General features: G+C 64.2%; 13 protein-coding genes and 1 tRNA gene. 8 read left to right on the top strand and 6 right to left on the bottom strand.

Features of this window, described 5'->3' with window-relative positions; all coding sequences use genetic code 11:
* The first annotated feature begins 2 nt into the window (after positions 1-2).
* The 4 genes from AAC645_RS01125 (at position 3) to AAC645_RS01110 (ending at position 1,292) form a co-directional block, all read left to right on the top strand.
* Positions 3-389, top strand: coding sequence for a hypothetical protein (locus tag AAC645_RS01125; protein ID WP_340313203.1), 387 nt, complete (start codon positions 3-5; stop codon positions 387-389).
* A gap of 42 nt (positions 390-431) precedes the next feature.
* A tRNA-Arg gene (locus AAC645_RS01120) sits at positions 432-508 on the top strand.
* Between the two features lie 108 nt (positions 509-616).
* Positions 617-1,027: a (R)-mandelonitrile lyase gene (locus tag AAC645_RS01115; RefSeq protein WP_340313202.1), complete on the top strand. Its 411-nt coding sequence runs from the start codon at positions 617-619 to the stop codon at positions 1,025-1,027.
* A gap of 112 nt (positions 1,028-1,139) precedes the next feature.
* Entirely contained in the window at positions 1,140-1,292 is a 153-nt protein-coding gene (locus AAC645_RS01110) for a hypothetical protein (protein WP_340313200.1), read from the top strand.
* A gap of 21 nt (positions 1,293-1,313) precedes the next feature.
* Here AAC645_RS01110 and AAC645_RS01105 read toward each other — a convergent pair whose 3' ends face one another.
* Positions 1,314-2,411: a lysozyme inhibitor LprI family protein gene (locus AAC645_RS01105; protein WP_340313198.1), complete on the bottom strand. Its 1,098-nt coding sequence runs from the start codon at positions 2,409-2,411 to the stop codon at positions 1,314-1,316.
* A gap of 549 nt (positions 2,412-2,960) precedes the next feature.
* Here AAC645_RS01105 and AAC645_RS01100 point away from each other — a divergent pair.
* Complete coding sequence (locus AAC645_RS01100) at positions 2,961-3,221, top strand: hypothetical protein (protein ID WP_340313197.1); 261 nt, start codon at positions 2,961-2,963, stop codon at positions 3,219-3,221.
* A 95-nt stretch (positions 3,222-3,316) separates the two neighbouring features.
* Here AAC645_RS01100 and AAC645_RS01095 read toward each other — a convergent pair whose 3' ends face one another.
* From AAC645_RS01095 to AAC645_RS01080, 4 genes are all read right to left on the bottom strand, one after another.
* Positions 3,317-4,336 (bottom strand): DUF4402 domain-containing protein, encoded by a 1,020-nt coding sequence (locus tag AAC645_RS01095; protein ID WP_340313196.1) that lies wholly within the window; start codon positions 4,334-4,336, stop codon positions 3,317-3,319.
* Positions 4,326-6,947, bottom strand: a complete 2,622-nt coding sequence (locus AAC645_RS01090) for a collagen binding domain-containing protein (protein ID WP_340313194.1) — start codon at positions 6,945-6,947, stop codon at positions 4,326-4,328. Before AAC645_RS01090 ends, AAC645_RS01095 begins: the two co-directional genes overlap by 11 nt.
* A 101-nt stretch (positions 6,948-7,048) precedes the next feature.
* Positions 7,049-7,996 carry a fimbrial biogenesis chaperone gene (locus AAC645_RS01085; RefSeq protein ID WP_340313193.1) on the bottom strand — a complete coding sequence of 316 codons (948 nt, stop codon included), beginning with the start codon at positions 7,994-7,996 and terminating at the stop codon, positions 7,049-7,051.
* A gap of 39 nt (positions 7,997-8,035) precedes the next feature.
* Positions 8,036-8,461: a DUF4402 domain-containing protein gene (locus AAC645_RS01080; protein WP_340313191.1), complete on the bottom strand. Its 426-nt coding sequence runs from the start codon at positions 8,459-8,461 to the stop codon at positions 8,036-8,038.
* On the opposite strand from AAC645_RS01080, the gene AAC645_RS01075 reads away from it, so the two are divergent.
* The gene (locus AAC645_RS01075) at positions 8,430-8,654 is read left to right on the top strand and encodes a hypothetical protein (RefSeq protein WP_340313190.1); all 225 of its coding nucleotides are present in this window, start codon (positions 8,430-8,432) and stop codon (positions 8,652-8,654) included. The genes AAC645_RS01080 and AAC645_RS01075 overlap by 32 nt on opposite strands.
* A gap of 39 nt (positions 8,655-8,693) precedes the next feature.
* Here the strand turns inward: AAC645_RS01075 and AAC645_RS01070 are convergent, their stop codons facing one another.
* Positions 8,694-9,218 (bottom strand): DUF4402 domain-containing protein, encoded by a 525-nt coding sequence (locus tag AAC645_RS01070; RefSeq protein ID WP_340313188.1) that lies wholly within the window; start codon positions 9,216-9,218, stop codon positions 8,694-8,696.
* 394 nt (positions 9,219-9,612) lie between these two features.
* Here AAC645_RS01070 and AAC645_RS01065 point away from each other — a divergent pair, with 394 nt between their 5' ends.
* Entirely contained in the window at positions 9,613-11,040 is a 1,428-nt protein-coding gene (locus AAC645_RS01065) for an oligosaccharide flippase family protein (RefSeq protein ID WP_340313187.1), read from the top strand.
* Positions 11,037-12,212: a glycosyltransferase family 4 protein gene (locus tag AAC645_RS01060; protein WP_340313186.1), complete on the top strand. Its 1,176-nt coding sequence runs from the start codon at positions 11,037-11,039 to the stop codon at positions 12,210-12,212. The genes AAC645_RS01065 and AAC645_RS01060 overlap by 4 nt, the downstream gene beginning before the upstream one ends.
* Positions 12,213-12,232: the final 20 nt, after the last annotated feature.

Genomic DNA, 12,232 nt, shown 5'->3' with positions numbered 1-12,232 from the left:
CGATGACCAGGAACATGGCAGGCGCAATCGCGCTGGTGGCAGCGGCAATCACTATGTCGGCGGACGCCCGGCCGCTCAAACCCGAACAGGAAGCCAGGATCAAACCAGTCGGGAAAGCGCTCGACTGCATCCCCCTGCGGTCGATCAGGAACACCCGCGTGCGTGATGACCGGACGATCGATTTCTATATGAACGGCAACAAGGTGTACCGGAACACCCTTCCATACCGCTGCCCGGAGTTGGGCTTCGAAGAGAAGTTCAGCTATGCCACCTCGCAGTCGCAACTCTGCTCGGTCGACATCATCACCGTGCTGCACAGCCCGCCGGTAATGCGCGGCGCAAGCTGCGGCCTCGGCAAGTTCCAGCCGATCAGCGGCGCGCCCAAATAAGCCTAGCGGCGGCCAGATCGCTTTGCTAAGCGCACCAGCGACGCACCCGTAGCTCAGCTGGATAGAGCGCTGCCCTCCGAAGGCAGAGGCCAGGGGTTCGAATCCCTTCGGGTGCGCCAATCGGACCAAGCAGCTTGAGAGCTCGACTTCGCAAGCCTGCTCGGCTGCCTTGGCGAAGCGCAGCCAGCATTGGCCGGCACGCCGGCACTCGCTCAGCAGGACCACAGATGAAACTCTATCGAAACGGATCGCAGCCAGCGCAGAAGGGCGCGGCGGAATGGTTTACCGGGTCGGTTCGCGTCGATCACCTGACCGTCGCGCCAGCGCCTTCCCGGGTTGGCGTCGCAAGCATCACCTTCGAGCCCGGCGCGCGCACGGCCTGGCACACTCATCCGCTAGGCCAGACTCTTGTCGTGACCGCGGGCATGGGCTGGACCCAGTGCGAAGGCGAGCCGATCGTCGAGATCCGGGCGGGCGACGTCATCTGGTGCCCTCCGGGCCACCGGCACTGGCACGGCGCGTCGCCCACCACGGCAATGACGCATATCGCTATCCAGGAGGCACTGGACGGCAGGATGGTCGATTGGATGGAACATGTCAGCGACGAGCATTATCTCGTCGGCCCGCCTCAAGGCTGAACGGAGACGTTGATCGCAAGCCGCATTCACGTTTGCAGCACGATCTTGCCGCTTGCCGAGTTCACTGCATATCTCCATGAGTCGGGGACGACCGGCATGTGGGGGAGATGTCATGCGCGGACTTGTTACAGTCACTTCGATGGCCCGGAAGGCTCCGCGCAAGCTGATCGTCTGGAGCGCCGTCGCCCTTGTCGTCGGGGCCGCTGCGATCGAGTTGGCCGCAGAGAGCCTCCTTCGTCTGAAGCGCGGCCGGCCGCGCAATTAAGCGGGCTGTCGGCGCCACTCGCTACCGGCTGGTGCCGTTATCGGCATCGCGCTGACCGGATGGTTTTGCGCCGAGCGCACGGCCGATCCCTTTTAACACACGCCCTACGCTGAAACGGCGCGCCTTGGCTTCCGGGGAGCGGCCCCGCTCGATGTCGTGGATCTCGTCCATCCTGCCGCGGTAGATGTCTCCAACGCATTCGGCATCACGACAGCGATCGCGATCCTTGATGAACTCCTCCCGCGACCGCTGCAGCTTGCGCTTCCCCTTGGCATCGACCGCGGCATGCGCGTCGTCATATTGCGATGCCATCCGCCGATCCAATCTGGCCAACTCGGGGGTGGTACAGATCATTTTCTCGACATCCGAACGGGCATAGCGGCAAGGGAAGCTCGGCTTGACCTGTACCGCCATGTCCTTCGCCGTATCCTTTTCTCTGTCCTTTTCCTGTTTCTTCTCTTTCCTTTTCTCTGTCTGCTTGTCCTCGGACTCCTTCCGGCCTGTCGGCTGCTTGGCGGCGACCTTGCTGTCGGATTCCGCCGGTAGCCGCTCGACCCGATTAATGGCTGGCGCGGGTTCAGGAGCGGAGCCGCGCGGCGACAATGGCGGCGCGCTTGTGGCGGGGGCCGCTGTCGGCTCGGCAAGATCGGCCCTGGCCAGCAGATCGATGACCGTCCCGGCCCCCGCCACGCGGTCGATGAGCCCGCTGCCATCGGGCGCGGCGCGCGCCGCATAGTTGATGTCGGCGATAAGCTGCCGCCGGCCATCGAAGGCCTGCTCCGTGCCGGCCGGTACTTCGAGTATCATCCTCCCCCTGCACACGGTGATCTCGAATTGCGGGTCGTGGAAATTCACGCCGGGCCGCTCGACGCGCATCACAGTCCCTTGGGCGAACCGATCGAACGTGCCGATCTTGCGGTGGCCGATGCGCCGCGCCTCGCTGAATATATGAGCCTTCAGCCGTGCATGGCTTTCTTGGCTGGAGCAGATCCGATGAAGCTTTTCCGGAATCGCCGTTTCTGCGCCTCCTGGGCTGCGCGCATCGCTGGGCTGACGATCGCAGCCCGCGAGCAATGCCGCCACGGCGGTTACTGCGATACGGAGATGAATGCCGCTCACACATGTCTCCATTCGGATCGTGCGATCACAAGCGCCGGAGCCGCGTGGTTGTTCCGGGGTCAGCCCATCCGGAGCTAGGGTTCCAGCTGCGCGGACGCGACGGATGAGCGTTCGATGAACCGTTGTGCCATCGAACATTAATCCAGGCGCTCATAACAAACGCGCTCTCTTCAAATGGATTGGAGCAATGTTGTGAGCTTCCTTTGCCATTGGGGCATACATCGCTGGGCGAAACGCCTGGCTACCCATAACCCGGAACGTGTCGTCCGCAGATGCACGCGCTGCGCGACTGTACGCGTCACCCGCCTGGAGCGGTTGGTCGGATCCGCTCTGCAGGAAGAAATCGGTCGATAGCGGCCCGCCAAAGCACCACCGGCCATGAGTCCTTGCGCGTAGGAAAAGCGACCATTGTTCGAGCAGGTCTGCGCCTTACTCGCGACCATCTCTGCCGCCGGTCGTGGTGCAAGGATACGGAAACATTCGGCTGCCGTAACAGTTTATGCCTTGTTGTTTCACTTAGGTTAATGCAGCTCCGGGTAGATCAACATCATGATAGCAAAGAACATGGAGCGCGCGGCCACAGCCTGGCGTAAAGCCGGCATAGAAGGCGACAGGTGGATTGTACGCGCAGACATCATCGAACTCTTGCGGCTGGGGCATGAGATGGATGCTCCTCGTCTCGCAGAGATGGGAAGAGAGCTATTTTTCATGGGAATACCGATCGATATCGGCATCCCATCTGACTCTGCTCCGTTCCAGCTCGTCGCGCGGCACCATGCCGATATGCCCGGCGAACGGGATCGGCTTTAGATCGCTCGTCGCTTGAGAAAAATGAGCGATCCGCATTGCGGCGTGCTTATATAATGGCCGCCATGCTCGTTGCGGATGAAGGTCTCGCCGCCGCCCTAGTTGTAGACCACCGAGACACTGAACGTCTGGGAGTACAAGCCCGTATTGGTGCTGCTCGAGATGGTCACGGTCCCGCCGATGTTGAGCGCCATCGATCCCGACAGATCCATGTTCATCGATCCGGAAATGTTCGGGGTGAGCGGTATGAGCAGGTGATTGGAAGGCCCGAGCAGGTCGACACTGGCAGGGACCGTGAGGGTGAAGGCCGTGCCCGGCTCCCCGAACAGCTGATAGGTCGCGGCGCCGTAGAGATATGCAAGGCCGACTCCTGTCATCGCGATCGGCGGTACGGCGCCCCCTGGCGAGCGGCCGCCACCCGTTGTGATGGTGATGGTACCAGATCCGTTAGGGGGACGAATGATGGTTCCGAATCTCAGGTCCGTCGACTTGTTGACTTGCATCGAGCGGCGAACGGTCGCAGTCACGGACCCCGTGAGCCCCGCCACCGGTACGGCCGGATCCTTGTCGACGCGGACATAAAAGCCGGAGCTCGCCGCTCCGGTCGTGCCGCCGACCTGGTCGCCGTCGATCGGAACGTCGACGTCGAGGTAGAATGTGCGCGTGCCGGCGGCCGTCCACCCCGAGAACAGGAAGCTCAGCGGGCCTGCGCCCGTGCTGGTGCCCGCCCCCACCGTTCCGCTATTGCTGACAGCCGTGAATTTGGAGATGGCCTGTGCGCGGCCGCCGATCGTGCCATTCGCTCCCACCGTCACCCGCGCAAAATTGCTGGCATTGTTGCATCGACGGGGATTGCCGCTGCCGTCCACGCAACGGATAGTGACCAGCCCCCGGGTTACCGGGCCGGCATAGGTCACCCCGCTGCCGGACGCGACGCTGACGACGCCGTTGTTGGTATAGGTAGTCGACCCGATCGTCGCGGCGACAAGCGTTCCGAACGCCGGCGCCGTGATCGAGTCCACCGTATATGTCTGGGCAACGGCAGGAGCCGTCGCCATGACCAGCCCTGCAGCGACCGCCGGCAGCGCCCCAGCGGTGAAAATGCGCCTAACGGGCATCGTCGAACACCACCACCGCCTGCACGTCCGGCGCGGCGCCGCCCTCGCTCGATATCGTGAAGCTGACCGGCTGTTCGAGCCGCATGTTCAGCCGCCGGGCCTGGGCTTCTCCCAATTCGAGATGATATGTGCCGGGGCGCAGCGAATCGAACAGGGCGCTGCCGTCATATTCGGTGACGCCCTCATATTCCTCGCCCTTCTGGTTCACCGCACGCAACATGACCGCCGACAGCCCCACCCGTTTTTCCGCGCGCTGGACGAAGATGGTGATCATCACCTCGCCCTTCGCCTGTATGGGATAGTCTACTACAGCAACCGTGCCCGCCCGCGGTGTGAATTCGATCACTGACGGCGGTGCGGCGATATTGTCCAGTGCGACATTGTCGAGATTGGTGCGAACCTGCGCGATGCTGCCATAGCCGAGCCCAGTGACGAGCCCCCGCCCCTTGGCATCGGTGGCGATGTCGCCGGCGGAGCCCGACATGACGACGCCCGCCACCGGAGCCTCATCCTTGTCGAAGCGGCCATTGCCGTTCTGATCGATGAACGCCTGCAAAGCCATGTTGCCGCCTGAGGCAGCCCCTGGCCGCTGCAGCCCATAGCCTCCGCCCAGGGGATTCCGCACGAGGCTGAAGGCCAGTTGCAGCCCGATCCGCCAGTCGCTGTGCGGTGCGCTATATTCCGCCGAAAGCGCCATATCGGCGAAACCGAAGCGCCTGGTGGCGGCCATCTGAAGCGTCGTCGCACTTTCGCCGCCAAAGCTGTGGCCCGCGCCCAGCCGCAGCGCAGTCTTCTCCGAAAGGTCCCGATCCGCGGTCACCGACAGGGCGCGAACTGCGGCGACCGGCAGCACCGTGTAATCGACATTGGCGCGCAGCTGCCACTTGAACATCGCGAAGGACGAGGCGCTGAGAATTCCGGACAAGCGGTTGGTCGGGCTAGCGCCCACAGGATCAAGACGTTCGAAATCCAGCCCGGTCGATAAATAAACGCCCCCGACCGGGCTCGATGCCCGCACCAGGCCATTCCAGCTCAGATCGCCATTGGCGAACTCGTCCCGCGAAACGCGCATCGAGACGGGAAGTCCGAAATCCTTCCACGCCTTCAGCTGGACGTCCATGTCGAGCGCACTCGATCGCGCCAAGGCCATACCGCCGCTCCCGCGCGGGACCGTCTCATCCACGAAGCCCCGACGATATTCCGAATGGCGGATGACCGCGGACACTCCAGCCAGGTCACCCGCGAGCGCCAGGGCCAGGCCGCCGCCGCCACGGTCGTCGCGCGCGGCGTCGATCTGGGTAGCGATACCGCGGAGCGACGTGCGGATGCCGGCCGTGACGATGCGGCGCTCGCCGAGCCCGGTCGGCGAATAGCTGGCGACGCCGCCCGCCAGGGTCAGCGTCTCGGTCAGGCCATAGAGCAGGTTCATCGCCACGCGCAGATCGCCGACCCCCGGCGAGGTGATCGCGCCGGACTCCTTGTCGCGGAGATCGATCAGCGGCTTTTCCTGCTGGGCGGCGCCGAAATCGAGAACGAACTGGCCTTTTTCCAGCTGCCCGCCACCGACGTTGACCACACGCACTTCTTCCGACCGCTCGCCGCGCGGTCCGTAGGCGACGATCCTGATGATGTTGATGCCGCGGATCAGTGGCACGTCGCGGAATTCGTAGCGGCCTTGCACCGGCGTTGCCTGGCCGCTGCGAAGCACATCGTTGACATAGAGCTCCACATCATAGCCGAGCGGCAGTTCGCCGCGCAGATCTATGCGGCCGAATACGCTCTGCTGGGTGAGCGGCGCGGAACTGAAGGAGATGCCGCGCCCGCCCAGGCTGCGCGGGCCCAGCGATAGCGCCGGCGTGAAGATGTCGCCGGCGGCCACGCGGGTCAGGCCCAGCGGCCCCAGCGCATTGCCACCAGCATCCCGGCGCTCGAGCAGGGCGCGCGCGGTAACGGGTTTCCCCGCCTGGTCCGAACCGACATAGCCTTGGAAGTTGCTGAACAGCAGATCGCCGCCCGCGCGAACGTCGTAGCGATATGGCGTATGCGGAGTCCGCTTCTGCCCGCCGGCTTCGAGCGAAACGTCGAGACTTGGCAGGGTCGCCAGGGCCGCGGATGATTTTATCCGATAGACGTCTTCGCCACCGCCACCGTCACCCTTGAGGCCGCGCATGTTCTTGAGGCGGGTGAGCCGGGACTGGATTGGCAGCGCCTCCAGCGCCACCAGCGTGAGCCGTAGCGCCGAGCCATCATAGGTGGCGCGAACCGGCAGGATCTTTTCGAGCAGCGGCGCCCGCACATAGATCTCGTTGGCGCCGACCACGATGTCGTTAGGCGATAACGGCTGGCTTACCGCCGCCACGCGCACGGTGCCGCTCGCCACGTCGACGAGAACCGGGCGGCGCGCCTGGCCGATCGTCCCCACGATCCGACGCTCGCCGAGTTGCACGGCGAGGTCGACATCGAGCAGCCGCGCGAGTTCGCCGATCGGGATGAGCAGCCCGCCGGCGCTGTCATAAGCGCCGAGCGAGTCGGTCAGGCTGAGCTGATCGAGCATCACCTCGACCAGCAGCAGATTATCGTCGGTGAGCAACTCGGGCGCCGCTCGCGCCATGGCTGCGGGCGCTATCGCTCCGATGTCTGTCGTTTGGGCTTTTGCAGGAAATGATACCGAAGCAACTAACAGATACAGGACCGCCGCATGCGGCGGTCGGCTCACGGTGCGGCGAGAGAAGCCTTGCTGAGGATCGCACCCGGTGCTGTATCATCGTCGCGGAACTGGAGGTCGATCTGCTCGCCCGACGCGGGAATCCGCGTGAGGATGATCCTGACCTGTCGCCGCTCGATTTCCGGATAAACGCCGATGCCGCGCACTGCGCCGATCGGTTCCCCCCCCAACTTCTTGCTTCCCCTGACTTCCACATCGCCGAACAGCGAGTTGGCCCCCAGCCGGACAAGTTCGAACTTCAATACCGCCGTCCGCACCGGCTTCGCGCGGCCGTCAGCCGAAAGATCCTCGAATGCGATAGCCGGATGCTCGATGGCGGCGCGAACATCGATCGGTCCAACGCGCAGGATCACCGGAATGGAGATCGCCAGGACCGAATTGATCCGGAAGGCAAGCTTGCCCTCGCGCTGACTGGCTGCCTGCTCGGCGGTCAGGCCGGTGTCGGCCGGAGGAATGCCCGTTACGGTCAGGTGCGTGCGATATTCGCCTGGGGCCAGCGTGCTGGTCGCAGCCGCACGGACGCGGATCGCCTGGCCCACGCCTGGCGTCATGCGGATGCGGCGCGGCGTCAGCACAAGATAAGGCTTGGCCGACTTGAGCAGAGCCGCCTCGGGCCCGGTGGCCTGTGACAGCGGTACGATCTGGCCGTCCGGGAGCATCACCCGGTCGATCATCTCGACGTCGAAGCCGCCCGTGCCGCCGGTGCTCGCCACCGACACCGTCGCCGATTTTCCCGGCCGGTCGAAGGTAATGCGCTTCGGCGTCAGATTGACGCTTGCTCCCGAAGAGGTCGCTACCGCGCTGCCACCGGGGACGCCCTGCGCCGACAGCGCCGCAGGGCAAGCCGTGAGGAGCATGGCGCCCGTGGCGACCCGTACGACGTTTCGCAATTGGCAGAGCGCGCGAGGCGCAGCTTTCATGCCGGTCAAACCCATATGTTCATATCATCCCGAGCTGCACGGCGGCGGCCATAGTCAGTTATATTGAATGGTAACTTCCAATACGCCCGCATAATCGCCTGCGGTGGCGGAAGGCGACGGTTGCATCCGACCGCCGACATCAAAGGCAAGCTCACCCGTACCATCGGCCGAAGCCATCAACCGGCCCTCGCCGGCCATCCCCGCCAGGTTCATGGCGGGGTTGAACGCAACTTCACCATCGCCGCTCAACCGCGACAGCGAAATCGAGGAAGGCACGGTGATCGAGATAATCTGATCCTTGTCACCGATAATGGTGAAACTCGCCTGCTGCAATCCCGCCCGGCTCACGACTCGGGCAATGTCGCGGAACGCCGACTCCGTTCCGATCCTGATGCCACCAAGGCCAGCGAAACTTTGCGGAAAGGGCAGGCTCAGCCCGCCAGAGGTGATGCCGATATTGGTTGTCAGCGGCAGCGTCACCGCACCGATCACGGTCTGTTGCTCGGTAACCGCTGCACCGGCGGCAAGGATCGACGCGCTCGCGCTCGTCGATGCGGAGGAAGCCGCCCATGAAGGGGCGGCGCTTGCCGACAGCGAAGCCAGCAGCGCGCACCGCAATGCCAAAAGGCTCGATCGGCCCATATTCCACCCCGCCGCGCCGACGGCACTATAGCCGTCGGACGCACATTACTCTTCGAATCTTAAGAGCAACTTAGTTGTAGGCGATGGTCGTGTCGAAGGTACCCGTATAGAAACCGGTCGCCATGGTATCGGTAATCGCGAAGCTGCCGCCAACATAGAGCGGACCGCCAACGAGACTGCCAGCGGCTCCCAGCGAACCCGAGAAGTTGCCCGTCAGCGCCAGGGACGGCGTCAGCGTCACCGTGATCGTACCGGGACCACCCATGTTGAAGGTCGCGGGAACGGTGATCGTATAAGCCTGGTTGCCCTCACCCGAGGCGGTGTAGGATGCACGCGCATGGGTCGACGACGCCAGCAGCGAGGCTCCGGTGCCGGTTACGACAGGCGTGTCGCTCGCGTTCATCGTCACGGTGCCGCTGCCCGAAGACGGGCGGATGATCGTCCCGAATGACAGATCGGTCACCTTCGTCAGGCTGATCCCGCGGATGATCGTTACTGTTCCGGTGGTGCTCTCGGTGTCCGTGGACTGCGCGAACGCAGGAGCAGAAGCGCCGACCATCAGGACGGCAGCAAGAATCTTGCCGAATTTGTTCATGATATCCCCCAAGAAAATAATGCAACTACAAACAGTTGAGAAGCATCAACTGAAATATCGCTTGGTCTGGATGCTTCCCCCGGCGCGATTTCTTCCCCAAAAAACCGTACCTTCGAGCCGATATCTAGCATAGGAGCCTCATTTCGGTAAGAAAATTTTTACGATTTCCTGCGCCCCCCGAGTACTAAATTGGGAATATCGCTGAAGTTCCTGCGGATATACCTAAATATCAGCAGCTTGTACCGGCGCCATGTGTCAAACCAGCCAAGCCCGAAAGGTCGGATCGACTTTCACGGCGATGCTACTGCGCCTCCGCGCAAGCCGCCTTCCCCAAGGCCGGGTGACGTTGTAGCGTCACCTCCAGGGGCAATAAAAGGGACGTCATCCGTTGAGCATGAGCGGCAGCGCTATGGCGCGGATCGTTGGCGTGCAGACGATCGTCCAGTTCGCGATCGACTTCACCGCCAGCCTCATCGTCGCCCGCCTGCTCTCGCCCCACGAGATCGGCGCCTATTCGATCGCCCTAGCGGCGGTCGTCGTGGCGCAGACGCTGCGCACCGCCGGGGTCAACATGTTCCTGATTGCAGCGCCCGATCTGGACGAGCCCCAGGTTCGTACCGCCCTGGGCCTCGCCATGGTCGCGAGCGTCGCCTTTGCGGGGCTGATCTTTGCGGTCGCGCCGCTGGTTGCAGCCTTCTACCGCGAGCCGGTCATTGCCGATATACTGCGCATCGTCTGCATCACCTATCTTCTCGCGCCCCACCAGGTGCTCGCCCATGGCCTGCTGACGCGGGCACTCCGCTTCAAGGCAATCATGGCTGCTACGCTGGCCGGCAGCGCCACGGGCGCAGCCACGGCGGTGGCGCTCGCGCTGAACGGCTGGGGCAGCCTGTCGATGGCTTATGCCGCGCTCGTCACCGGCATCGTCGGTCTCACCGTCTCGATCCTCAGCCGCCCTCCCCGGTTCATGTTCCGTCCCTCGCTTACGAAGTGGCGTACGATCTCGGCCTTTGCCGGCTGGGTGCTCGGCGGCACCCTGCTGGGCCAGTTCGGGCCGCGGCTGAACGAGCTGTTCGTCGGGCGGGCGCTGGGGATCGCGCCGGCGGCCTTTCTCGACCGGGCCGAGATGCTCCCGCGCATGCTGTGGAACTACGCGGCGCCGCCGGTGCTGAGCATTCTCTCGCCACTGGTCGCACATGAGCTGCGCAGCGGTATCGACGCGCATTCCACGCTGCTGCTGCGCATGCGGCTGTTCGGCTGCATCTTCTCGCCCATCCTGATTGGGATCGCCACGCAGTCCGCACCGATCCTGATCGGCCTCTACGGCTGGCAGTGGCAGGCGTCGATTGCGCCGGCGCCATGGCTGTGCATCGCGGCCGCAATCACGGGCCAGTTCGTCGTGCTGAATGCATCGCTCAACGGCCTGGGGCAAACCAAGGCGCTGTTCTTCCTCGGCCTTGCCGAACAGGCCGCCAGGATCCTCATGCTCGCCCTGCTCAGCTGGACCCATATCGAGCTGGTGGCGATCGGCACGATCGGGGTTTCCCTCATTTATGCCGCTGCGGCGATCAGGCTGGGCACACGGCTCAAGCTGTTTTCCCTGCGCGAAGTACTGGCGAGCCTCGTGCCGGCCATCGCAATCTGCTCGGTGGTCGGGGCCGCCGGCATTGCGATCGATATCGCGCGCGGCGGCGGCATCCCCGCCAATCCGGTCGCGGCAGTGATCGAGGCGGCCTCCCTGCTGGCAGCGGTCTGGCTGGGCGCCGTGTTCGTTTTCCAACGCTCCGTGATCAAGGCGCTGTGGAAGGTCGTGCGGCATTGAATAGCAACGCGCCCATCCTGCTGGTCACGAACATGATCCCACCGCTGATCGGCGGAACGCCGATGGTCTACGACAGGATGGCACGCCATGGGGCGCCGCATATCCATGTGCTGAGCGCATGGCGCGACCCGGACATGGCAAAGCCGATCCCGGGATGGACGGAAAGCGACGCATCGAAGCCCTACCCAGTCCGCCGGATAGCCTGGTTGCGTCCGCCGCGGATCGAGCATCTGCGGCGGCGGATGGGGCTGCTGGACCTGATCCTCATCGACCTGCCGGTAATGGCCTTCGTGTTCGTCGCGGTCCTCTGCGAGGCATTTCGCATCGGCGCGAGAACGGTGGTGATCGGCGAGCTCCAGGGGCTCGGCTGGCTAGCCATCCTACTCGGCATCGTCACCCCCTGGCGGATCGTGATGTACACCCATGGCGAGGAGGTGGTGCAGACCAGCTATAATCGGCTCGCACGGCTGCGCGGCCCGGCACTGCGGTCGAGCGACGTGGTGCTGGCGGTCTCCAGCTTTACCCGGGATCGCCTGATTTCAGACTTCGGCGTCGCACGCGAGCGGATCAGACTCGTGACGTCCGGCGTCGATCTCGACCGCTTCCAGCCCTGCGCGGCCAGCGAGCCGTTCATCCTGAGCGTCGGCCGCCTGATCGAGCGAAAGGGCTTCGACCGGCTGGTCGACGCCTTCGCGCTGGTGGCTGCGAAATTTCCGGAGGTTCGACTGAGGATTGCCGGAAAGGGGCCGCAAGAATCGGCATTGAAGGCGCAGGCCGAGCGCACTGGCCTGGGCAACAGAATCCAGTTCATGGGCGGCGTCAGCGATGCCGAACTCGGCGAGCTTTATCGGTCGTGCAGCTTCTTCGCCATGCCGAACCGCACCCTTGCAGATGGCGATACCGAAGGATTCGGACTGATCTTTCTGGAGGCCAACGCCTGCGGCAAGGCAGTGATCGGCGGACGCGCCGGCGGGGCCCCCGATGCCATCATCGACGGCGAGACAGGCCTGCTGGTTGACGGGCAGGATCCCGAGGCGATCGCCGCCGCGCTCCGGCGCCTGCTCGCCGACAAAGCTTATCGTGACAGGCTGGCGGCGGGAGGGCTCGCCCACGCCCGCGCGCATGGCTGGGCGCAGGCAGCCGAACGACTGCTGCAAGCGGTGAGAGGCTAACGATCGGCAAGCGCGCGCGC

Origin of the sequence: Rhizorhabdus argentea (assembly GCF_037861105.1) — a bacterium.
In the GTDB taxonomy this organism is placed as follows: Bacteria; Pseudomonadota; Alphaproteobacteria; order Sphingomonadales; family Sphingomonadaceae; genus Rhizorhabdus; species Rhizorhabdus argentea.
The sequence above is the reverse complement of the archived record's forward strand: the minus strand, read 5'-3'. Positions and strand labels throughout refer to the sequence as shown.

Bases quoted from the DNA above. Each gene is read 5' to 3' on its own strand.
- AAC645_RS01125 (WP_340313203.1), top strand. From the start codon at position 3: ATGACCAGGAACATGGCAGGCGCAATCGCGCTGGTGGCAGCGGCAATC.
- AAC645_RS01115 (WP_340313202.1), top strand. From the start codon at position 617: ATGAAACTCTATCGAAACGGATCGCAGCCAGCGCAGAAGGGCGCGGCG.
- AAC645_RS01110 (WP_340313200.1), top strand. From the start codon at position 1,140: ATGCGCGGACTTGTTACAGTCACTTCGATGGCCCGGAAGGCTCCGCGC.
- AAC645_RS01100 (WP_340313197.1), top strand. From the start codon at position 2,961: ATGATAGCAAAGAACATGGAGCGCGCGGCCACAGCCTGGCGTAAAGCC.
- AAC645_RS01095 (WP_340313196.1), bottom strand. From the start codon at position 4,336: ATGCCCGTTAGGCGCATTTTCACCGCTGGGGCGCTGCCGGCGGTCGCT.
- AAC645_RS01090 (WP_340313194.1), bottom strand. From the start codon at position 6,947: ATGGCGCGAGCGGCGCCCGAGTTGCTCACCGACGATAATCTGCTGCTG.
- AAC645_RS01085 (WP_340313193.1), bottom strand. From the start codon at position 7,996: ATGGGTTTGACCGGCATGAAAGCTGCGCCTCGCGCGCTCTGCCAATTG.
- AAC645_RS01075 (WP_340313190.1), top strand. From the start codon at position 8,430: ATGCCGATATTGGTTGTCAGCGGCAGCGTCACCGCACCGATCACGGTC.
- AAC645_RS01070 (WP_340313188.1), bottom strand. From the start codon at position 9,218: ATGAACAAATTCGGCAAGATTCTTGCTGCCGTCCTGATGGTCGGCGCT.
- AAC645_RS01065 (WP_340313187.1), top strand. From the start codon at position 9,613: ATGAGCGGCAGCGCTATGGCGCGGATCGTTGGCGTGCAGACGATCGTC.